Here is a 20,585-nt window from a genome sequence, read left to right as displayed (position 1 = left end):
CTTAAACAGAACCCTTAATGCAATATAAAACAATTATTAGAATCACCGGTTTGCTGATGGGATTATTTTCAATCACCATGCTGCCGTCAGCATTGGTGGCTATCTTGTATAAAGATGGTGGTGGTACTGCATTTATTCAGGCCTTTTTTGTCAGTATTTTTCTAGGCTTTTTATTATGGTATCCCAACCGTCATCAAAAAGGTGATCTACGAACGCGTGAAGGCTTTTTGATTGTGGTGTTGTTCTGGACGGTGCTTGGATCGATAGGTGCACTGCCATTTATTTTTTCTAATAACCCTGATTTAAGTTGGACCGATAGTTTTTTTGAATCGTTTTCGGCCTTAACGACTACAGGTGCGACCGTGATAGTCGGGCTAGATGACTTGCCTAAGTCCATATTGTTTTATCGCCATTTACTGCAGTGGATGGGCGGTATGGGTATCATCGTACTCGCAGTGGCCATTTTACCTCTACTCGGTATTGGTGGTATGCAGCTATACAAAGCTGAAGTGCCTGGTCCGGTTAAAGACACTAAAGTGACTCCTCGTATAGCCGAAACGGCCAAAGCCTTATGGTACATTTACTTTTTACTTACTACTGCTTGTGCATTGGCATTTTACTTTGCCGGTATGGATGCATTTGATGCTATTTGCCATTCGTTTTCGACTATTGCTATTGGTGGTTTTTCGACTCATGATGCCAGTATTGGTTACTTTCAAAGCCCGCTGATTAATGTGATTTGTGCATTTTTCTTGTTGATTGCGGCAGTCAATTTTAGCTTACACTTTGCCGCATTTACTCGTCGTGGCATTAACGTCAAAGTATATTTAAAAGACGCAGAATTTAAGGTGCTTATCGCTGTACAGGTAGTATTGACCGCAATTTGTTTCGCTACCTTGTATCAATCTGGAATATACGACTCTCCAGAGAAAACACTCGATTACGCCTTCTTTCAAGTGGTCTCGATTTCAACAACGGCAGGTTTCGGTACAGAAAGCTTCCATTCTTGGCCGCTGTTTTTACCTATTCTATTAATATTCTCAAGCTTTATTGGTGGTTGTGCAGGCTCGACAGGCGGCGGCATGAAGGTGATTCGTTTAATACTATTAGTACTACAAGGGTCGCGTGAACTGAAACGACTTGTTCATCCTAAAGCTATGTATTCCATTAGAATTGGCTCTACGGCATTACCCGACAGAATTATTGATGCGGTATGGGGATTCTTCTCTGCTTATGCTTTAGTGTTTGTGGTGTGTATGGTGATTTTAATGGCAATGGACATGGACGCTATTACCGCATTTAGTGCAACGGCAGCCAGTTTAAATAACTTAGGCCCAGGTTTGGGCGATGTGGCATCAAATTATGCCAGTATTTCAGACGGTGCTAAGTGGGTACTCGTGATGGCAATGCTATTTGGTCGGTTAGAAGTGTTCACCTTATTGGTGCTATTTACCCCCACATTTTGGAAGAATTAATGTTAAATACTGTGATTTTATATTCAACGGTCGATGGGCAAACACTGGCAATTTGTCAGAAAATTAAGCAAATATTACTTGAACAGGGTGAGCAAGTTAGTGTGGTTAATCTTGCTGAAGCTCAGGCTGAAGATTTAGCGAGTGTTGATAAAGTCGTTATTGGTGCCAGTATTCGATATGGCAAACATCGACCAGAATTATTCAAGTTTGTTGAGCAACACCAAGCACTGCTCGACACCAAACTCAATAGTTTTTTTAGCGTAAACGTAGTGGCAAGAAAGCCTGAAAAAAACACCCCTGAAACCAACCCATATATGCAGAAATTTTCAAATTTATCTGCCTGGAAACCTCAGTTATTAGGCGTTTTTGCCGGTAAGATTGATTACCCTCGTTACCGATTTTTCGATAAGTTCATGATCCGATTTATCATGTGGATGACTAAGGGACCGACAGATACTCAGGGAACGTTTGAGTTTACTGATTGGGGTAAAGTAGATGACTATGCTAAACAAATAGCAGCGCAAAAATAGCCTCATAAACCCAATAGCGTGCCTAATATACCTTATTGGAAACGCCATTTATTCTCAGTGTGACTTAAGCGTCTATGATGTTTAAATCCGATGTTGTTTAGTCATAGTTGTTGCTTAGCCATAATAGCTGTTTAGGCACAATAGCGTCGATGTAGTATTGAGATCACTTCGGTGACTTGCTCATTTTTAAGCGTGTAGTAAACCACTTGTGAGCTCTTACGAGTGTTGACCAAATCTTGGGTGCGCAGTACCGCTAAATGCTGTGACAAAGCTGATTGGCTCAAAGGCACAGTCTCATTTAGCTCTGTGACACTTAGTTCTTGTTCTAACAATAAACATAAAATCATTAAGCGGTAAGGATTCGCAATGGCTTTTAGCCATTGTGCTGCCGTTTCTGCATTATTAAGCATGGTTGCGACATCGATATCTTGCTTCATGAGTGTCCTTATATAACCTTAAATTACGATCTGGTTGGATTTTGCTGTGTTTTGTTCATTATCATACTTCCGCATCATGGAGATCTCAATTTTAACTATTAAATATATGAGCTATTTCTAATTTGTGATCATTGCAGAGGTTTAAAAAGGCTTTTTTTGCCAAACTGAGGCAAATAATCCAACAATGAGAATCGCAAAATGGCCAATATTTTAGTGTTATATTATTCCCGAGGTGGCCATACTGCACATATTAGCCGTGCAATAGCAGAACAAATTCAATCTAAAGGCGATCATTGTGATGTGGTTAATCTTCAAGATAAAGCGCCAATTGAATGGTCTAAATACCAAGCTGTTGCGTTAGGGGCTTGTGTATTATATGGCTCGTATCATAAATCGGTGTTTGAGTTTGTGCGTGAAAATCAGCAGCATTTATCGCAACTGCCAAACAGTTTTTTTTGCGTCAACGTTGTGGCTCGCAATCCTGAAAAACGCATTCCTGAAAACAATAAATATCTACAGAAGTTTTTAACTTTATCTGAGTGGCAACCGCAAGATGTGAAAATTATTGCCGGTAAAGTCGATTACCCTTCTTGGCCTTGGTATGACAGCTTGATGATCCGCCTTATCATGAAAATGACCGATGGCCCCACCGACCCAACAGCCATTATTGATTATACCGATTGGAATGATGTGAAGGTTTATGCTGATCATATTGCCAAACTAGCGACTGTCGTGCCTGCGTAGTGATTATACCCAACAGATGGTTAAGCTAAGGTTAATCAGCGCTATGTTAACCATCGACTCAGCCTGTATTAAAAACGCCAAAATTTAGGGTGAAACAACACTGCGACTGTCAGTATTTCTAAACGCCCTAATAACATTCCTATTGCCAAAGCCCACTTAGCGACGTCGGGAAGTGAGGAAAAGTTTCCTGCAGGACCAATAATAGGACCAAGGCCTGGCCCTACGTTTGCCACTGCGGTTATTGCTCCGGTAAAGCTGGTCATTGGATCTAATCCGGTTAGTACAAGTGTGAGCGACAGTAATAATATCACCACTATCATCAGCATAAAAAAAGCCATTATTGAACGGACAATGTCATCTTGAATGCGGTGGCCATTGTATTTGTCTTTAAACACGCCATTGGGATGGAATTGCTGTTTAATCTGCTGACGCATAATTGAGAATGCGATTTGAAAACGAAATATTTTTATACCACCAGACGTTGACCCAGAACAGCTACCAATAAACATTAAAAACAGAAATACGACACTGGCGACAGAGCCCCAAGATTGATAATCTGTTAGACCGTAACCGGTTGTGGTGATGACAGAAATAACATTGAAGCTAGCAAGTCTTAATGCATCTAAAAAGTCTATTTGCTGATGTTGCCACAGCCAAAAGGCTAATGAGAATGACACCAGTAACACAAAGCGTAAAAAGCCTATCACTTGTTGATCATTCCATAAGCGTAAGCTGCGTTGTTGTATGGTTTGCACAAACATCAGTAACGGTAATCCACCCGCTAACATAAACACAATACCAACCCAATGTGCCTCGTGTGAAAAGGCCGCCATTGAACTGTCTGAAGTGGAATATCCACCCGTTGATAATGTGGTCATGGCATGGTTGATAGCTTCAAACCAATGCATGCCCGCAAGGTGATAGGACAATGTGCACAGTAGTGTTAAGACTACATAAATCAGGAATAAATGTTTGGCCATGTGCTGAGTGCGAGGAATCGTTTTGTCGCTCCAGTCTGATGATTCAGTTCTAAATAAGCGCATTCCCCCCACGTTCAAAAATGGCAGGATTGCTACTGCCATCACAATGAAACCAATGCCGCCAAGCCATTGCAATAATGAACGCCAGACTAAAATGCTATGGTCCATATTGTCTAATCCGGATAATACCGTTGAACCGGTGGTGGTTATGCCTGACATGGTTTCAAAAAAAGCGTCGGTATAATTAATACCGTGATAAAGAGTGAAGGGCAGCGCGGCGAATAAGCTCACGACAAACCAAGTGATACTGGTCAGCATAAACATATCGCGAATATTAAGACTAAAATGATGGTTGCGACCATTTTGAATGCACAAAATAGCAATAAAGCCGGTAAATAAACCGGACATCATAAAGTCACCAATGGTTTCTTCGCCATAAAATAGCGCAAAAGCCATTGGAACTAACATAAATCCTGTCAGTATTGAGAGAAAAATACCGAGGATAAAAATGATTTGTTTGACGTTAAACATAGAAAATTAAAAGAAAAAAGCACTTGGTTGAAACAATTTCTCTACGTCACCGATGAACTTCTTATTCACTAAGAATAAAATAACATGGTCACCCTGTTCGATTACCGTTTTATCGTGGCCCATTAACACTTCATCATTACGTACAATGGCGCCAATAGTCGTGCCTGGCGGGAGTTTAATGTTGCCAATCTGTTTACCGACAACTTTTGACGTGCTTGAGTCGCCATGGGCAATCGCTTCAATAGCTTCTGCTGCACCACGGCGTAATGAGTAAACATTACATATATCACCTTGGCGAATATGAGTCAGTAACGCCGAAATAGTGGCTTGCTGCGGAGATATGGCAATATCAATGTTAGCTTCTTGTACAATATCAACATAGGCTTCACGCTGAATAAGTACCATGACCTTTTTCGCCCCCATGCGTTTGGCAAGTAGGGCAGACATAATATTGGCTTCGTCATCATTGGTGACAGCGATAAACACATCGGTTTGATCGATGTTTTCTTCCAACAATAATTCTTGGTCTGAAGCATCGCCACAAAAAACAGTGGTTTTTTCCAGTTTTTCTGAAAGTAATTCCGCGCGTTCTTGACGGTGTTCAATCAACTTAACCGAATGAGTACGTTGCAACTTTTGCGCAAGACCAAAACCAATATTACCGCCACCCGCAATCATGATATTGCGGTACGAATTATCCAGTTTTTGCATCTCACTCATTACTGCACGAATATGACGACTATCGGCGACGAAAAACACCTCATCATCGGCTTCAATAATGGTCGTGCCGCGCGGCATGATAGGCCGGCCTTGCCTAAAAATAGCGGCAACGCGGGTATCAATATTGGGCATGTGCTCACGTAATGTGGCTAATGCGTTACCCACTAATGGGCCGCCATAATAAGCTTTAACCGCAACGAGGCTTAGTTTACCTTTAGCAAATTCAAGTACTTGCAGTGCGCCTGGGTATTCTACTAATCTTTGTATGTAAGCGGTCACTAACTGCTCTGGTGCAATCAGCTCATCAATAATAAAACCGCCGCGAGGCTTAGCGTCACCGCTTTTAATTTCACTACTGATAAACAGTTTATCTTGCAGCTCCAAATAAGCTTCTGAGCGAATACGAGCAATTTTTGTTGGTGTACCAAATAAGCTGTAAGCAATTTGACAAGCTGCCATGTTACATTCATCGCTATTGGTTACCGCAATGAGCATGTCAGCATCTTCTGCACCCGCTTCTTTTAATACACTCGGATGAGCGCCATGACCGACAACAACACGTAAGTCAAACTTGTCTTGCAATAGCCTTAGCCGAGCGCGATCACTGTCGACGAGTGTGATGTCGTTATTTTCACCGACTAAGTTTTCAGCTAACGTGCCGCCTACTTGCCCAGCCCCTAAAATAATAATTTTCATGGCTTGAGGTACATCCTTAAATTGCTTTAACTAGGCGCGCGTAATAGAAGCCGTCCATGTTGTCTTGCCCAGGCAAAATTTGCCAACCGATATCACTGATATGAGCTTGTTGCTCTATCGGTACTAAACTCGCATCGGGTGTCCGTGCTAGAAACTGTTCAACTTGTTGGCTGTTTTCCTGCGGTAAAATAGAGCAGGTTGCATATAATAAGGTGCCACCCGGTTTAAGCCATTGCCAACAATGATCCAATATTTGTTTTTGTAAGTTGGCTAACTCTTCAATATCGCTATTTTTGCGTAACCATTTTATGTCTGGATGACGGCGAATGACCCCAGTTGCAGAACAAGGCGCATCAAGCAAGATTCGATCAAATTGTTGTCCTTGCCACCATGATGGAATATCTGCCGCATCGCCGTGAATAAGTTGCGCTTTTAAATGTAACCTGTCCAGATTTTGTTGTACTCGAGCAAGGCGTTTTTGATCAAAGTCGACAGCGACTAAGTTGATAGTGGGAGCAAGCTCTAGTAAATGGCAACTTTTTCCGCCAGGAGCGGCGCAAGCGTCTAAAACGAGTTCATCTGCTGCAGGAGCAAGTAAGGTAGCAGCCCATTGCGCCGCGCCATCTTGCACCGATGCAGCTCCTTCCATAAAGTTGGGTAATGCTGCGACATCTTTTGCGCTTTCGAGCAATATAGCATCTTGACTTGAACCGGCTTGGGCTGGAATATCGTGTTGAGCTAGTGCCGCTAAATAAGCATCACATGTCTGTGATTGCTGATTATTGCGTAGCCACATTGGCGGACGCTGGTGGCTCTGCTCAATAATGTCTTGCCAGTTATCTGGATACGCTTGTTGTAAACGCTTAATAAACCAAGCTGGAGTATTAAAACGTAGCGTGTCTGAGTCAGTATTTAATGCACTGTCTTGGCGCTGAATATTACGCAATACGCCATTGACCACTTTCACCAAACCATCAAAACGTAATTGTCTGCAAGCTTCTGCCGTTTCTGAAATCGCCGCATGCGCTGGAATACGAGTAAAGTAGAGTTGGTAACAACCTACGATCAGCAATTGATGCAATATACGCTGTTTACCTTTAAACGGTTTCGCTAAGCAGTCACTCACGCACTTGTCTAGTTGTGGTAATTGACGCATAACGCCGTAACATAATTCAGCTAATAGGGCTTTGTCTTTGCCATTTTGTAAGTGTTGCTGTTGATCGGGTAGAGCCACCGATAACGAAATGCCTTTTTCAAGGACTTCATAAATCGCTTTAGCTGCCAGTGCGCGAACATTCATGCTAGTTAGCCTCTTGGTTTAAACACACACCTGCGGTAAACCAATCACCACGAGCATTGAGAATATCGGCCACATCAAGCGGCTTTTTGTTGGGCAGTTGCATGGTTTTAATCATTAACTTGCCGTCGGCGGTGGCAATTTCAATACCTTGCTTGGTCGCGGCAATAATGGTCCCTGGCGCTTGTGAGCAGAGTTCTGCGCTGTAATCGGCTTGCCACACTTTAATCACGCTTTGTTGGTGTTCAAAATAACTTACTGGCCATGGATTGAATGCGCGAATGTCTTGCCAAAGCTGTTTCGCGCTTTTATTCCAATCAAGACGAGCCTCTTCTTTGGACAGTTTTTCAGCGTAGTTAGCCAGAGTTTCATCTTGCTTTTGTGCTTTGAGGCTTCCATCACTTAAACCAATCAGCGCTTGTACTAGGGCTTTTGGCCCTTGTTCGGCTAGCTTTTCATAAAGGCTAGCCGAGGTATCCGTAGCCTCTATCGGTAAGTGCGTTTTGAGCAGCATGTCGCCAGTATCTAGGCCAATATCCATCTGCATAATGGTGACACCGGTTTCGGTATCACCTGCCCATAAAGCCCGCTGTATTGGAGCGGCTCCGCGCCAGCGAGGTAAAATTGAACCGTGCACATTGATACAACCTAAACGTGGGGTATCAAGCACTACCTTTGGCAAAATCAACCCGTAAGCCACAACAATCATAATATCTGCATTAAGAGCTGCTAATGCCGCTTGTGCCTCTTCATTACGTAATGATGCAGGCTGAAATACCGGAATAGCATGCTCTAAAGCCAACGCTTTTACTGGGCTTGCGGTGAGTTTCTTACCTCGACCAGCAGGCCTATCGGGTTGAGTATAAGTCGCAATAACATCGTGTTCAGAGTCGATGAGTGCTTGTAAGTGTCGAGCTGCGAAATCCGGAGTACCGGCAAAGATAATTTTTAACGGTTTCAAATTTTTTCCTATGCTTCTCTAGCATCTAAACGAGCTTCTTTTTCAAGCTTAGTTTTAATGCGTTGACGTTTTAGAGGCGATAAATAATCGACAAATAGCTTACCTTTAAGGTGATCCATTTCGTGTTGAATACAAATAGCAAACAACTCATCAGCTTCAACAGTAAACTCTTTACCGTGACGATCTAGCGCTTTTAAGGTGACAAATTCTGCACGGTCAACTTTGGCGTAAATACCGGGTACCGATAGGCAACCTTCTTCATTAGCCAAGTCACCACTGCTAGCCACTATTTGAGGATTAATAAAAATAGTTGGCCGTTCAACCTCATCTTGTAGATCCATCACAATCAATTGTTGATGAAAATCCACTTGAGTAGCAGCTAAACCGATACCTTTCTCTAGGTACATGGTTTCGAGCATGTTATCTATTTGTGTCTGTAATTGTGGACCGAAATCCGTTACAGGTTGAGCGATAGTGCGTAAACGTTCATCTGGAAAGCGTAAAACATTAAGTAATGGCATATATAAACTCTTAGCAAGTCTGTCAAATTTCAGCCAGTTAGCTATACTGGCCTTTGCGATTAGGGTAATTTTAATCCTTACAGCCTATCAATAACAGCAAAAAGCTCTAATAAAGAGCTAAACAACATGGACTGCACCATGAAACGCTTACTTTTACTTGTTTTTTTATGTCTAAATTCTTATTGGGTCAATGCTGACACATTAACCTTGAAAGCTGGACATCCAGATACGTATATCGTTAAAAAAGGCGATACTCTATGGGATATTTCTGGTTATTTTTTAAATGACCCATGGCGTTGGCCTAAATTGTGGGGGGAAAACCCACAAATTGCTAACCCACATTTAATTTATCCAGGGGATCGACTGACATTAGTCTTTATTGATGGTCAGCCCCGTTTGGTTGTTAAGCAGCACATTAAAAAGAGTCCAGAAGGGCGGATGATATCGAAAGATGGTCCTATCCCACCTGTTGACCTTGCGTTGATTAAGCCCTATCTAGTGCAGAACAGAGTTGTTGATCCAACTTGGTTGGCGGGATTACCGATAGTTATGAGTGGTGAAAGCTCATCAATTCATCATGTGGTCAATGACGTAGTCTATGTGAACTCAAAGCTTGAGCAAGGTCTTAAAGTGGCAATTTATCAAACTGGACGTGAGTTTTTTGCTCCAGATAGCGGTGAATTATTAGGCCAAGAACTTATTTTAGCCTCTAGTGGACGTGTTATTGAGTCTGGCGATGTCTCGAAAGTTGAATTACTGAGTAGTTTACGTGAAACCAAAGGTGGATTTCATGTTGCACCTGTAGAAGATGAAGCGTTAATGTCGGCTTATTTTATTCCTAAAGCGGCAGATTTAAGCGTTGCTACTTCTATTATTGGTACAACAGGTAATATTCGCGAAGCAGGTAAATTAGACGTTGTCTATATAGATCGTGGTGCCAATGATGGCGTTGAGACTGGACATGTTTTTTCAATGTACCGTGATGGCGAAAACATTATTATCGATAATGATGGTAATCCTGTTCGCCCTCTTGACCGTTCATCTTACGATAAAGTGTTGGCGAATTTTTCAGAAGATACCGTGTATAAAATGCCCGATATTTTCCATGGTAATTTGATGGTTTTTAAAGTGTTTGATAAAACCAGTTTAGGGTTGATTATGTTTAATGACCATCCTGTTCGAGTGGGTGATAAATTGACCAAACCAAATCCATTGACGATTAAAGGTGAATAATTTCAGATAAACTGGTCGACTGGCTAGTTGTTTGTGCAGTATCTGGGCTAGGACCTGCTCGGATTCAACAATTGTTAACTCAAATGGACGTTGAAGAGATTCGTCAACGTCTAGAGTTTGAGCCACAGGCCTTACCTTTATCGGCAAGCCTGTTGGCTAAATGCCATATCGACTTTAATAAAGTAGAGCAAGCTCTAACCTGGCTCGATTCGCAGCCTAATCACTACATTGTGACCCTCTCTGATCCACTTTACCCCCCATTACTTGCGCAAATATCAGATCCACCGCAGGTATTATTTATTAAAGGCTCGATAGAATCCCTTTTATTACCGAGTATTGCGATTGTTGGTAGCCGTAATGCCTCTCGAGGCGGCTTAGATATGGCAGCAGATCTCGCTGGTCATTTAGCTAATCAAGGTTTTTCGATCACTAGCGGCATGGCGACGGGTATTGATGGTGCAGCCCATAAAGCGACTTTGGCGGTTAATGGAACGACCATGGCCGTGTTGGGTTGTGGGGTAGAGTGTATTTATCCTAAGCGTCATCAACACTTGTATCATGACATTATCAATACTGGTTGCGTCATCAGTGAATACTGGCCAAGTATAGGGCCTTTTGCTGGTAACTTTCCTCGGCGTAACCGTATTGTCAGTGGTTTAAGCTTAGGTACTGTGGTGGTTGAGGCAAGCCGTAAAAGTGGTTCATTAATCAGTGCTCGGTTGGCAATGGAGCAAAATCGTGAAGTGTTTGCTGTACCTGGATCGGTATTAGGAGGATATAGCCAAGGTTGTCATGATTTAATTAAAAATGGTGCAAAACTTGTCGAGTCTGCTGCCGATATAATAGAAGAATTAGGCTGTTTATCAGATTATCACCTTGAACAATTGCATCTACGGCACCATATACAGGATAATGATATTAGTGATTTGCCATTTCCTCCGCTGTTAGCTAGTGTAGGATATGAAACAACCGCGATAGACTCGGTGGTTGAGGATAGTGGGAAACCGATAGATCTGGTGTTAATACAAATGCTTGAACTTGAGTTACAAGGGTGGGTTGCAGCTGTGCCCGGTGGTTACGTCAGACTAAAGAGGAGTTAGCCATGTTCGATATCCTCATGTATTTATTTGAAAATTATGTTCATAGTGAGATTGAGTTATTAGTTGATGAAGATGAACTCACTAAAGAGTTAACCCGTGCGGGTTTTCATCAAGTTGATATTATCAAAGCACTTTCTTGGTTAGAGCACTTAGCTGATCTACAAGAGAGTGATAAACCGTACTTGTGTAATCATGCACAACATTCATTCCGTATTTATACTAAAGCGGAAATGGCCAAATTAGATGTTGAGTGTCGTGGTTTTTTACTGTTTTTAGAACAGATTCAAGTGCTCAGTGTCGAAACTCGTGAAATGGTTATTGACCGTGTTATGGAGTTAGATGAACCAACATTAGAGTTAGAAGATCTCAAATGGGTGGTATTAATGGTACTATTTAATGTGCCAGGAAATGAGTCAGCCTATGAGCAAATGGAAGATTTAATCTTCGAGCAGCCAGAAGGGCGCTTACACTCATAACAGAAAGGAGGCTTAGCCTCCTTTTTTAGGTCTATAGAATATTACTCATAGAGAAACCCATGTCGAAAATTGATCAGCAGCTATTTACTGTCCACGAACATGCATTGGAGAAAGAGTTTGAACTTTGTCCTGTTTGTGGCGCTGAGTTGTCGGTTAAACACAGTAAACATGGCAGTTTTGTTGGCTGTAATAACTATCCAACCTGCGACTATACCCGTCCGCTAGTGCAACACGAGTCGATCGAAACCCAAATTATTAGCGGTTCTGAGTGCCCTAAATGTGGTAATGAGTTGGCTGTTAAGTCTGGTCGATTTGGTATTTTTATCGGTTGTACGCATTATCCTGAATGTACCCATATTGAAAAGCATGACCACACCAATGAAGCTGAGCAGATAACTTGCCCATTGTGCAAAAAAGGCCATCTAGAATCTCGTACTAGCCGGTATGGTAAAACTTTTTTTGCATGCAGTGCCTACCCAAAATGTAAGTTTATCGTAAACTATCCTCCCCATAATGAAGCGTGCCCAGACTGTGGCTTCGGAATTTTAGTCGAACGTAAAGGTGCGGCTGGTAGCCGAGTCGAGTGTCCGCAAAAATCCTGTAAATATAAGCGTGCTTTATAGTTTCTATACCATGAAAGGAAATCCAATGTTACAACTGCAGCCATCGGCTGTCGCCACCACCATACAACAAGGTGGCGTGATAGCTTACCCAACAGAAGCTGTATTTGGTTTAGGATGCGATCCTGATAATGACAGTGCTATCGAGAAACTGTTGGCAGTAAAACAGCGTCCTTGGCAAAAAGGCTTAATTTTGGTGGCCAGTTCATTTGAGCAACTATTACCTTATCTTGATATCACTCAGTTAACTGAGCAACAACTGCAGTTTGCTCAATCAAAGTGGCCTGGGCCATTTACATTTGTTATGCCTATTCAGTCACACGTATCAAAATTATTATGCGGCGAGTTTGATTCAATTGCCGTACGGGTATCTGCTCACCCAGTAGTTCGAGAGTTATGCGACACCCTCAATAAACCCTTAGTATCGACAAGTGCCAATTTAGCCGGTGAGCAACCGGTAGTCGATGCACAACATATCATCACTGATTTTAGCGATAAAATTGATGCATTGATTTTAGGTAAGCTGGGCGAACAACGTCAGCCATCAACCATTATCGATGCTCGCAGTGGTCAAATTCTTCGTAATGGAAGCTAATACTATGTCAAACACCTCTTCCCATGTGCCAGACGCACAACAAGTAAAATCGTTTTTGTTGGGATTACAGCAAAATATTTGTCAGCGTTTAGAGCTGCTCGATGGTAAAGCGACGTTTAAAGCAGATTCGTGGGAACGTGAAGAAGGTGGCGGTGGTACGAGTCGAGTATTAACTCAAGGCCAAGTATTTGAGCAAGCCGGCGTTAACTTTTCTCATGTGATGGGCGCCGCTATGCCCGCATCGGCCACGGCACATCGTCCAGAATTAGCTGGCCGAAGTTTTGAAGCTATGGGGGTGTCATTGGTTATTCACCCTAATAATCCGTTTATTCCAACGACTCATGCTAACGTGCGTTTTTTTATCGCCCGTAAAGAAGGTGCCGACCCAGTATGGTGGTTTGGTGGTGGATTTGATTTAACGCCTTACTATCCATTTAAAGAAGATGTCGTTAGCTGGCATCAAACGGCTAAAGATATTTGCGATCCATTTGGTGAAGATGTTTATCCAAAGTATAAAAAATGGTGTGATGAGTACTTCTTCTTACCGCATCGTAATGAAACCCGTGGTGTCGGTGGATTGTTTTTTGATGATCTTAACGAACCTGGTTTTGAGCGAAGCTTTGAGTTTATGCAAGCGGTAGGCAACGGTTTTATTGAAGCTTATGCGCCGATAGTCGAACGCAACAAAGAGTTAGAATATGGCGATGACGAACGCCAGTTCCAGCTTTATCGCCGTGGTCGCTATGTTGAGTTTAACTTGGTCTATGATCGTGGCACTTTATTTGGCCTGCAAACTGGTGGCCGAACGGAATCCATTTTAATGTCGATGCCACCATTGGTTCGCTGGGAATATGCATTCACCCCAGAAGAAGGGACTGCAGAAGCAGAGCTGTATGACATCTACCTAAAGCCACAAGACTGGTTAGCTGCAGTCTAACGATTACGCATATTATCTGCTAGCGCAGAAATAGCCTGAATAATCACTTGCTGATGTTCAGGCTTTTTTATGTTGTTTTGAATGGCTGCACGCATACAGATTAACCATTGATCTCGCATTGATTCATCAATCGCGAAGTGCATGTGTCTGGCACGTAAAGCCGGATGACCATGTTTTTGTTGATACAGTTGCGGACCACCTAACCAACCACTTAAGAACTCATACAGTTTTTGTTCAGACTCTTGCATTGGCGAGCGATGCATCGCTAATAACGCTTGGGTTTCGGGACGTGTTTGCATTTGTTGATAAAAGTCATGGGCAATTGTGCGGATAACCTTGTCGCCACCAATAAGGTCGTAGGCATTTGACTTCGCTGTATCTCTGTCATCAGCGGTTTGCGGCTTAGCGAATAATTTACGTAACCAGTTCATATTGTCAGTGTTTAAGTCAGTGTTTAAGAGTGTCGGGGTTATTATATCTAAATCAATGTCATGGCAGGATCATTTTTTTGTTAACGTTTTGATACCAATTATTTAACGATTAGGCTGTATTTCGGCAGTTAACTTGGTTAGATTAGTCGCAAAATAAGACAGGAGATCCCAATGGCAAAATTAATGCCTTCTTTGGTTGCTGTGGCGCTATCAACTGCAATTGCAGGTTGTAGTCCAGCAGAACAACAAGACCCTAAAATCACAATCAATGCCAATCCGTATCCAAGTACTTATCAAATACTGCCTAATTCAACCACACTGTTAAAAAATGCCATTGTGTTAACCGGCACTGGTGAACGTATTGATGATGCCGATGTATTAATTAAAGACGGTAAAATTAGCGCAGTTGGTCAACAGCTTTCCGCTGAAGATGCTGTAGTTATCGACGCTAAAGGCAAGTGGATTACCCCTGGTATTATTGATGTGCATTCACACTTAGGGGTTTATCCAAGTCCCAATGCCGAGTCACACAATGACGGTAATGAAATGACCAACCCAGTAACCGCTGAGGTATGGGCAGAGCATAGTGTATGGCCACAAGACCCTGGGTTTAATCGTGCCCGAGAAGGTGGCATCACTACGCTACAAATTTTACCTGGTTCAGCCAACCTGATTGGTGGCCGTGGGGTGACACTCAAAAATGTTCCCGCTACGACCATGCAAGCGATGAAGTTCCCAGCCGCGCCTTATGGATTAAAAATGGCCTGTGGTGAAAATCCTAAATCTTTATATGGCAGCCGTAACGAATTACCTATGACTCGTATGGGTAATATGGCGGGTTACCGTACAGCGTTTATTCAAGCAACAGAATACAAACGTGCTTGGGATAAATATGATGCTGACTATGCCGCAGGTAAGAACCCTGTAGCACCAGAGCGCGACTTAATGAAAGACACGCTTAAAGGTGTGCTTGAAGGTGATATTTTAATTCACAACCATTGTTACAAAGCTGAAGAAATGGCAATGATGATCGACCTAGGTAAGGAGTTCGGTTATCACGCAGGTACATTCCATCATGCTGTTGAAGCATACAAAATTGCCGATTTATTGGCTGAAAATGGTAACTGTGCAGCTATGTGGCCAGATTGGTGGGGCTTTAAATTAGAAGCTTATGACATGGTGCTTGAAAATGTTGCCATGGTCGATGCCGTTAAAAACTCTTGTGCTGTCGTGCATTCAGACTCTGGCGTAACCATTCAGCGCCTTAATCAAGAAACGGCAAAAATCATGAACAACGCGAATGCTAACGGCTTTGACTTAAAAGCTGAGCACGTGATTGGCTGGATTACTGCTAACGCCGCAAAATCATTGGGTATTAGCGATAAGACCGGTTCACTCGAAAAGGGTAAAAATGCAGATGTGGTTGTATGGAATACCAATCCGTTTAGCGTATACGCTCAAGCTGAACAGGTATTTATTGATGGTGCTAAAGTGTATGACCGCCAAGACCCTGCCTACCAGGCACAAAGTGACTTTATGTTAGGTCAACAATAAGGAGCAAGACAATGACATTATTTAATAAATCAGTACTTGCCTTGAGTTTATCTATCAGCTTTGCGTTAAGTTGCGGTGTAGTTCAAGCTGAAAGCGTAGCAATTATCCATGCCACAGTGCATACCGCCACAGAACAAGGCGTATTAACCGATGCCACAGTTGTGATTGAAGACGGCACTATTGTAGCCATTAATCCGGCATCACCGACTGCTGATACCGTGATAGATGCTAAAGGGGCAATATTAACTCCAGGCTTTATCGCGAGTATGAATGATTTAGGCTTAGTGGAAATTGGTGCGGTAGCATCTTCACGTGATGCTTACGAAAAAGAAGCCGATGTTGTTTTCGATCCTAGTTTAGCTTACAACCCCAAGGCATCTACAGTGCCATTTGCTCGCAAAGGCGGGATAACTCGTAATGTAGTGTCATCAGGTGGTGGCGAAGGCATTTTTGCAGGACAAACATTTACCGTAGACTTAAGTGGTGATTGGGACAGTATACTGGCCGCTAACACCGGATTAGTGGTTGCGTTAGGTGCCAAAGAAGAAGGCTCTCGTGCAGCAGGAATGCAGCAATTGATCCATAAACTTGAGGATGCTAAAAAAGCGCAAGCCAAAAAGAGTAAAACGAAAAAAACAGCTGAAGATGATAGCGAAGTGCCAAGTCGTGAAGATGAGATTATTCACGCGGTACTCGCGGGTGAAAAACCATTAATTATCGACGTCGACCGTGCCAGCGATATTTTGCATTTAATTAAACTTAAACAAGACTTAGGCATAGATCTTATCCTAGTCAATGCTGCTGATGCTGTATTAGTGGCTGATAAGCTCGCGCAAGCAAACATCCCTGTGGTTATTGATAGCATGCGTAACTTACCAGAAAGTTTTGATGCATTGCATAATTCACTCGAAAATGCAGGTAAACTAGCAAACGCGGGTGTCAAAGTAGCCATTGCATTACCTGGTGATAGTCATGGTATTTACGCACTACGCTTTAGTGCTGGTAATGCGGTTGCTAACGGGATGAATTATGATGATGCTCTGGCTTCTGTGACGGCAAATGTGGCTGATATTTTTCATTTAGACTCTGGGCGGATTGCGGTCGGCAAGCCTGCCGATTTAGTATTATGGAGCGGCGATCCTTTCGAGTTCAGTAGTAAAGTGCAAAAGATGTGGATTGCAGGAGAAGAGCAAAGCACAGACAGTCGTCAAGACAAGCTCCGTGATCGCTATTTACAAAAAACGGCAATGCCTGAAGCCTACAGCCGATAGCATCTCACGATTTACGTGGGACGTTTCCCTAAATCGTTAATGAAGAGACAAAGCGAATGACAGATAAGTATGCTGTATTTGGTAACCCAATAGCCCAAAGTAAGTCACCATTTATACATACTGAGTTTGCCAAGCAAACTCAGCAAGACTTAAGCTATGAAGCTATTCTCGCGCCGGTCGATCAATTTGACTCTTCGTTAACGGCATTCTTTGCTGATGGTGGTAAAGGCGCTAACGTTACAGCACCTTTTAAAGAGCAAGCATTTGCCATGTGTGACGAACTCAGTGAGATGGCTAAACTCGCAGGCTCAGTAAACACCCTGTTTAATTTGCCAGATGGTAAAATTGGCGGTGACAACACCGATGGTGTTGGTTTGGTGAATGACCTGGAAATGCTGTTCGGTTCGCTGAAAGGTAAGCGAGTGTTATTGGTGGGAGCTGGTGGCGCGGCAAGAGGCTGCATTTTACCGATATTACAACACAATGTGGCTCAGTTGATTATCTGTAATCGGACCCACGAAAAAGCAGAGCAACTTCAAGCTTTATTCAATGAGTATGGTAACTTTTTTGCTAAACCCATTGAAGAGCTAATATCGCCATTTGATTTAGTGATTAACTCAACTTCAGCTGGTCTATCTGGACAATTAATTTCCTTACCTAGCGTTATCGTTGATGAAACAACAGATTGTTACGACATGACCTACAGCCAACAAACCACAGTCTTTAACCAATGGGCTCAAGAACAACACGCTCGTAAAACCGCTGATGGGCTAGGTATGTTGGTTGGTCAAGCGGCAAAAAGCTTTAGTTTGTGGCGTGGGGTTACTCCTGATACAGGTTCGGTTATGCTAAAACTGCGTGAATCATTAGCACAAAAGGCAGCTGACTAATGAATCAAAGCGTGATATTTACCGATCAAGTCTACCTCGAAACCAATCAAGTGAAGTTTGTTGCTCAGCAGCAAGGGGTTAATATCAACTGTTATGCCAGTTTTTCGGCCATCAGTGAGCTTTGCGACAAGCAAATTGTGAGTGGAAGTAATGCCGTGTGTTTATTTGAGCAATGTCGTTTTGACCTTGAAGACCAAGCAGAAGCATTGATTGAACAAGAAGCTTTTAGTGACAGTGGTGATATTATTCTAGCTTAAGGCTGCAACAGTTGTTTCTTCAGTCGCTTTTGGCTATACATATTATTATCTGCCTGTTTAAACGCGTTAGACCAATCTTGATTATACTGGGCAAGTCCATAGCTAAAATGAATCGCGGGGTTTAACAGCGTTAGGTCATGCTGCAGTTGTGTTATTTGCTGCTCTAAGACATCGATGGGGCCACGGCATAGTGCAATAAATTCATCACCGCCATATCGAGCGACTAAAAAATGTGGATGCCACATTGATTTTAGTGATTGCGCAAAAGCCTTTAATGCATCGTCCCCGGCTTGATGTCCGTACTGATCATTTAATGGCTTTAAGTTATCCATATCCAAAATAATGATATAGCTTGCTAACTCTGGGTGGTGTTGCCATTGTAGAATTGTTGCATCAAATTTTTTGCGATTATACAGTCCTGTTAATCCATCATAATCAGCCAGGAGCTCAATTTTTTTAGACTTTTGGTACAGTGAAATTGCGTTCGCGGCTTCTGATGTAAGAATATTCACCAGATTTATATCGTAATCACCAAAGGCTTCCATCTTGCTACTGTCTAAATTCATCATTCCGTAAAGCTCTCCGTCAATACGGATGGGGCTAGACAAGGTGGAACAAATTGGTTGTATCGAAGCATGTAATAGTGCGTGTTGGTCTTCATTTGTGAGAGTGCTTTTAGCATTGATGTTCTTCATGTTGTTAATCACAACCGCCTTATCACAACGACCATTCGTCCGTCGGAACTGAAAGGTTTCTTCTAAGGTAAAGTTTATTTTTCGAAGAGCATCTATATCCAACCCCACAACCGACTCAAATTGTAATCTAGTGGTATTCTTATCAACCAGAATGATACTGCCCATTTCGGCATCATCGATAGCACTTACTGCTTTTTGCAATAGAGCGTCTAAAAAGGTTTTTTCAGAATCGTATTGACTGGATAAATTCACTAATTCATAAGTCGTATCGTTAATGTGGACAACTTGCTCTAAATGTTGCCAAAGGCGTAACATATTTTGTCTATGGACAAAATATGTTATGGCATAACAGGTAGTGTAACCACAACCAATAAGAGATAGGAATTGATAAGCACTACCTGTATCAAATGCTGTAAATGAAATAATACTGATAAGTAATAAAGGGATGACCAAGAGTAGTAAGTGCTGCTTAATATCAAGATAGCCGATATATTTGGTGGAAACGCGTTTTTGGGTTTTCACTTAACCATCCTTGTTAAATATTCGGCGATACTGGTTAGCATTCAAAACTGTATGTAGTCACTCTATCTAGCAATAAAGCTCAATATAGTGACTCTTAGAATTTAGTTGCAACAATCAAACACGCAGTACAGCATAACTAAATGAGTTACTATCATATAAGACCACATTAGTTTATCAACAGATAGTATAAAAAAATGTGTGGAGTAAGGTATTTTAGTGGGGACATGCAATGGACCAAGAAAAATCGATCCATTACATTAAACGAACAGGCTTATTGTTGTAGGTCTACTAAGTATTCATTTTTTAAACGAACATAGTTATCAGCAGACTGTGGCAAAAATGCACGTTCGGCTTCAGTTAAGGGCCTCACTTGCTTGCATGGACTGCCAACATATAAATAACCACTCTGCAAAACCTTATTGGGAGGAACTAATGAACCCGCTCCCACAATCACATCATCTTCTACTATTGCACCATCAAGTAAAATTGCACCCATACCGATAAGTACACGATGACCAATCTTGCAGCCATGTAACATTGCTTTGTGACCAATAGTGACATCATCACCAATAATCAATGGATGCCCATCAGGATTTGCCGCAGACTTACGGCTTACATGTAATATGCTGCCGTCCTGCACATTACTGCGTTTACCTATGCGTATCTTATTTACGTCACCGCGCGCAGCAACTAATGGCCAAACACTCGCGTCATGGTCTAATTTAATGTCACCAACCAGCACTGCAGACTCGTCAACATAGACGTTATCAGCTAAATCAGGGTGTATTCCTTGGTAAGTTCTTATATTAGTCGGCATAACAATCCTTATATATTCATGGTTTGTGACAGTATAATGCTTAAAAACTAGCTGGTCAGGCTAAATTATCCGCAAACAAGCCGGAAATAACAAATAACCTTAAAAAAGGCCTTGCGCAAAAACGTGTGGTGCCTATAATGCGCATCCACTGACACGGCAGACAGCGCAAGCGGTTACTGAGTCAGGTTGAATTAAGTGCTTCAAAACACTGAGTTCAAGGCGAAAAGAAAGTTTGAAAAAACACTTGACGCCAACCCGGGAAAGCGTAGAATACGCACCCCAAGCCAACGACCTA

The 20,585-nt window shown here is 42.3% G+C and carries 22 protein-coding genes; 13 read left to right on the top strand and 9 right to left on the bottom strand.

All coding sequences use genetic code 11. The features are described 5' to 3' along the window. The first annotated feature begins 17 nt into the window (after window positions 1-17). Window positions 18-1,475, top strand: coding sequence for a TrkH family potassium uptake protein (locus tag AAEY94_RS16890; RefSeq protein WP_059746096.1), 1,458 nt, complete (start codon window positions 18-20; stop codon window positions 1,473-1,475). After that, window positions 1,475-2,005 carry a menaquinone-dependent protoporphyrinogen IX dehydrogenase gene (hemG, locus tag AAEY94_RS16885; RefSeq protein ID WP_101087374.1) on the top strand — a complete coding sequence of 177 codons (531 nt, stop codon included), beginning with the start codon at window positions 1,475-1,477 and terminating at the stop codon, window positions 2,003-2,005. The genes AAEY94_RS16890 and hemG (AAEY94_RS16885) overlap by 1 nt, the downstream gene beginning before the upstream one ends. Window positions 2,006-2,136: 131 nt before the next feature. Here the strand turns inward: hemG (AAEY94_RS16885) and AAEY94_RS16880 are convergent, their stop codons facing one another. Further along, entirely contained in the window at window positions 2,137-2,442 is a 306-nt protein-coding gene (locus AAEY94_RS16880; RefSeq protein ID WP_011635510.1) for an ArsR/SmtB family transcription factor, read from the bottom strand. A gap of 198 nt (window positions 2,443-2,640) precedes the next feature. On the opposite strand from AAEY94_RS16880, the gene hemG (AAEY94_RS16875) reads away from it, so the two are divergent. Then, a complete protein-coding gene (gene hemG, locus AAEY94_RS16875) occupies window positions 2,641-3,186 on the top strand; it encodes a menaquinone-dependent protoporphyrinogen IX dehydrogenase (RefSeq protein WP_101087375.1) in 546 nt (181 codons plus the stop codon). A 68-nt stretch (window positions 3,187-3,254) separates the two neighbouring features. On the opposite strand, the gene AAEY94_RS16870 is transcribed toward hemG (AAEY94_RS16875), so the two are convergent. Genes AAEY94_RS16870 through def form a run of 5 tightly spaced genes read right to left on the bottom strand, consistent with a single transcriptional unit; the run spans window position 3,255 to window position 8,892 of the window. Further along, window positions 3,255-4,697 carry a TrkH family potassium uptake protein gene (locus tag AAEY94_RS16870; RefSeq protein WP_101087376.1) on the bottom strand — a complete coding sequence of 481 codons (1,443 nt, stop codon included), beginning with the start codon at window positions 4,695-4,697 and terminating at the stop codon, window positions 3,255-3,257. 6 nt (window positions 4,698-4,703) lie between these two features. Beyond that, the gene (gene trkA, locus AAEY94_RS16865; RefSeq protein WP_101087377.1) at window positions 4,704-6,113 is read right to left on the bottom strand and encodes a Trk system potassium transporter TrkA; all 1,410 of its coding nucleotides are present in this window, start codon (window positions 6,111-6,113) and stop codon (window positions 4,704-4,706) included. A 16-nt stretch (window positions 6,114-6,129) separates the two neighbouring features. Further along, window positions 6,130-7,413, bottom strand: a complete 1,284-nt coding sequence (gene rsmB, locus AAEY94_RS16860) for a 16S rRNA (cytosine(967)-C(5))-methyltransferase RsmB (RefSeq protein WP_101087378.1) — start codon at window positions 7,411-7,413, stop codon at window positions 6,130-6,132. Window position 7,414: 1 nt separating this feature from the next. Then, the gene (gene fmt / locus AAEY94_RS16855) at window positions 7,415-8,371 is read right to left on the bottom strand and encodes a methionyl-tRNA formyltransferase (protein WP_101087379.1); all 957 of its coding nucleotides are present in this window, start codon (window positions 8,369-8,371) and stop codon (window positions 7,415-7,417) included. An 8-nt stretch (window positions 8,372-8,379) separates the two neighbouring features. Further along, window positions 8,380-8,892, bottom strand: coding sequence for a peptide deformylase (def, locus tag AAEY94_RS16850; RefSeq protein WP_101087380.1), 513 nt, complete (start codon window positions 8,890-8,892; stop codon window positions 8,380-8,382). A gap of 126 nt (window positions 8,893-9,018) precedes the next feature. On the opposite strand from def, the gene AAEY94_RS16845 reads away from it, so the two are divergent. The 6 genes from AAEY94_RS16845 to hemF all read left to right on the top strand — a co-directional run bounded on the left by AAEY94_RS16845 (window position 9,019) and on the right by hemF (window position 13,853). After that, entirely contained in the window at window positions 9,019-10,125 is a 1,107-nt protein-coding gene (locus AAEY94_RS16845; RefSeq protein ID WP_101087381.1) for a LysM peptidoglycan-binding domain-containing protein, read from the top strand. Between the two features lie 71 nt (window positions 10,126-10,196). Next, window positions 10,197-11,225: a DNA-processing protein DprA gene (gene dprA, locus AAEY94_RS16840; protein WP_502959408.1), complete on the top strand. Its 1,029-nt coding sequence runs from the start codon at window positions 10,197-10,199 to the stop codon at window positions 11,223-11,225. A gap of 2 nt (window positions 11,226-11,227) precedes the next feature. Next, window positions 11,228-11,701 (top strand): DUF494 family protein, encoded by a 474-nt coding sequence (locus tag AAEY94_RS16835; RefSeq protein WP_011635519.1) that lies wholly within the window; start codon window positions 11,228-11,230, stop codon window positions 11,699-11,701. 59 nt (window positions 11,702-11,760) lie between these two features. Further along, on the top strand, window positions 11,761-12,324 hold the full coding sequence (locus AAEY94_RS16830) for a DNA topoisomerase family protein (protein WP_101087383.1): 564 nt from the start codon (window positions 11,761-11,763) through the stop codon (window positions 12,322-12,324). A 25-nt stretch (window positions 12,325-12,349) separates the two neighbouring features. Continuing rightward, entirely contained in the window at window positions 12,350-12,916 is a 567-nt protein-coding gene (tsaC, locus tag AAEY94_RS16825; RefSeq protein WP_059746088.1) for an L-threonylcarbamoyladenylate synthase type 1 TsaC, read from the top strand. A 4-nt stretch (window positions 12,917-12,920) separates the two neighbouring features. Next, window positions 12,921-13,853: an oxygen-dependent coproporphyrinogen oxidase gene (gene hemF, locus AAEY94_RS16820; protein ID WP_011635522.1), complete on the top strand. Its 933-nt coding sequence runs from the start codon at window positions 12,921-12,923 to the stop codon at window positions 13,851-13,853. On the opposite strand, the gene AAEY94_RS16815 is transcribed toward hemF, so the two are convergent. Continuing rightward, window positions 13,850-14,284, bottom strand: a complete 435-nt coding sequence (locus tag AAEY94_RS16815; protein WP_101087384.1) for a group II truncated hemoglobin — start codon at window positions 14,282-14,284, stop codon at window positions 13,850-13,852. The genes hemF and AAEY94_RS16815 overlap by 4 nt on opposite strands. A 171-nt stretch (window positions 14,285-14,455) precedes the next feature. Between AAEY94_RS16815 and AAEY94_RS16810 the strand changes: the two genes are divergently transcribed. Genes AAEY94_RS16810 through AAEY94_RS16795 form a run of 4 tightly spaced genes read left to right on the top strand, consistent with a single transcriptional unit; the run spans window position 14,456 to window position 18,256 of the window. Beyond that, the gene (locus AAEY94_RS16810) at window positions 14,456-15,838 is read left to right on the top strand and encodes an amidohydrolase (RefSeq protein WP_101087385.1); all 1,383 of its coding nucleotides are present in this window, start codon (window positions 14,456-14,458) and stop codon (window positions 15,836-15,838) included. 11 nt (window positions 15,839-15,849) lie between these two features. Continuing rightward, complete coding sequence (locus AAEY94_RS16805; RefSeq protein ID WP_101087386.1) at window positions 15,850-17,109, top strand: amidohydrolase family protein; 1,260 nt, start codon at window positions 15,850-15,852, stop codon at window positions 17,107-17,109. 56 nt (window positions 17,110-17,165) lie between these two features. Further along, a complete protein-coding gene (aroE, locus tag AAEY94_RS16800; RefSeq protein ID WP_101087387.1) occupies window positions 17,166-17,999 on the top strand; it encodes a shikimate dehydrogenase in 834 nt (277 codons plus the stop codon). Beyond that, on the top strand, window positions 17,999-18,256 hold the full coding sequence (locus AAEY94_RS16795) for a DUF1488 family protein (protein ID WP_101087388.1): 258 nt from the start codon (window positions 17,999-18,001) through the stop codon (window positions 18,254-18,256). The genes aroE and AAEY94_RS16795 overlap by 1 nt, the downstream gene beginning before the upstream one ends. Here the strand turns inward: AAEY94_RS16795 and AAEY94_RS16790 are convergent. Both AAEY94_RS16790 and AAEY94_RS16785 read right to left on the bottom strand, forming a co-directional pair. Further along, complete coding sequence (locus AAEY94_RS16790) at window positions 18,253-19,473, bottom strand: sensor domain-containing diguanylate cyclase (protein WP_350979301.1); 1,221 nt, start codon at window positions 19,471-19,473, stop codon at window positions 18,253-18,255. The genes AAEY94_RS16795 and AAEY94_RS16790 overlap by 4 nt on opposite strands. Before the next feature lie 271 nt (window positions 19,474-19,744). After that, entirely contained in the window at window positions 19,745-20,290 is a 546-nt protein-coding gene (locus AAEY94_RS16785; protein WP_101087390.1) for a gamma carbonic anhydrase family protein, read from the bottom strand. Between the last annotated feature and the right edge of the window lie 295 nt (window positions 20,291-20,585).

The sequence above is a fragment of the Shewanella sp. AC34-MNA-CIBAN-0136 genome (genome assembly GCF_040309945.1).
In the GTDB taxonomy this organism is placed as follows: Bacteria; Pseudomonadota; Gammaproteobacteria; order Enterobacterales; family Shewanellaceae; genus Shewanella.
This window is presented reverse-complemented; position numbering and strand designations above follow the sequence as displayed.

Excerpts from the sequence above, each read along its gene's own strand:
- hemG (WP_101087374.1), top strand. The coding sequence starts at position 1,475 with ATGTTAAATACTGTGATTTTATATTCAACGGTCGATGGGCAAACACTG.
- AAEY94_RS16805 (WP_101087386.1), top strand. The coding sequence starts at position 15,850 with ATGACATTATTTAATAAATCAGTACTTGCCTTGAGTTTATCTATCAGC.
- AAEY94_RS16835 (WP_011635519.1), top strand. The coding sequence starts at position 11,228 with ATGTTCGATATCCTCATGTATTTATTTGAAAATTATGTTCATAGTGAG.
- aroE (WP_101087387.1), top strand. The coding sequence starts at position 17,166 with ATGACAGATAAGTATGCTGTATTTGGTAACCCAATAGCCCAAAGTAAG.
- AAEY94_RS16810 (WP_101087385.1), top strand. The coding sequence starts at position 14,456 with ATGGCAAAATTAATGCCTTCTTTGGTTGCTGTGGCGCTATCAACTGCA.
- rsmB (WP_101087378.1), bottom strand. The coding sequence starts at position 7,413 with ATGAATGTTCGCGCACTGGCAGCTAAAGCGATTTATGAAGTCCTTGAA.
- AAEY94_RS16795 (WP_101087388.1), top strand. The coding sequence starts at position 17,999 with ATGAATCAAAGCGTGATATTTACCGATCAAGTCTACCTCGAAACCAAT.
- AAEY94_RS16880 (WP_011635510.1), bottom strand. The coding sequence starts at position 2,442 with ATGAAGCAAGATATCGATGTCGCAACCATGCTTAATAATGCAGAAACG.
- tsaC (WP_059746088.1), top strand. The coding sequence starts at position 12,350 with ATGTTACAACTGCAGCCATCGGCTGTCGCCACCACCATACAACAAGGT.
- hemG (WP_101087375.1), top strand. The coding sequence starts at position 2,641 with ATGGCCAATATTTTAGTGTTATATTATTCCCGAGGTGGCCATACTGCA.
- AAEY94_RS16830 (WP_101087383.1), top strand. The coding sequence starts at position 11,761 with ATGTCGAAAATTGATCAGCAGCTATTTACTGTCCACGAACATGCATTG.
- AAEY94_RS16870 (WP_101087376.1), bottom strand. The coding sequence starts at position 4,697 with ATGTTTAACGTCAAACAAATCATTTTTATCCTCGGTATTTTTCTCTCA.
- trkA (WP_101087377.1), bottom strand. The coding sequence starts at position 6,113 with ATGAAAATTATTATTTTAGGGGCTGGGCAAGTAGGCGGCACGTTAGCT.
- hemF (WP_011635522.1), top strand. The coding sequence starts at position 12,921 with ATGTCAAACACCTCTTCCCATGTGCCAGACGCACAACAAGTAAAATCG.
- AAEY94_RS16890 (WP_059746096.1), top strand. The coding sequence starts at position 18 with ATGCAATATAAAACAATTATTAGAATCACCGGTTTGCTGATGGGATTA.
- AAEY94_RS16815 (WP_101087384.1), bottom strand. The coding sequence starts at position 14,284 with ATGAACTGGTTACGTAAATTATTCGCTAAGCCGCAAACCGCTGATGAC.
- def (WP_101087380.1), bottom strand. The coding sequence starts at position 8,892 with ATGCCATTACTTAATGTTTTACGCTTTCCAGATGAACGTTTACGCACT.
- AAEY94_RS16785 (WP_101087390.1), bottom strand. The coding sequence starts at position 20,290 with ATGCCGACTAATATAAGAACTTACCAAGGAATACACCCTGATTTAGCT.
- AAEY94_RS16845 (WP_101087381.1), top strand. The coding sequence starts at position 9,019 with ATGGACTGCACCATGAAACGCTTACTTTTACTTGTTTTTTTATGTCTA.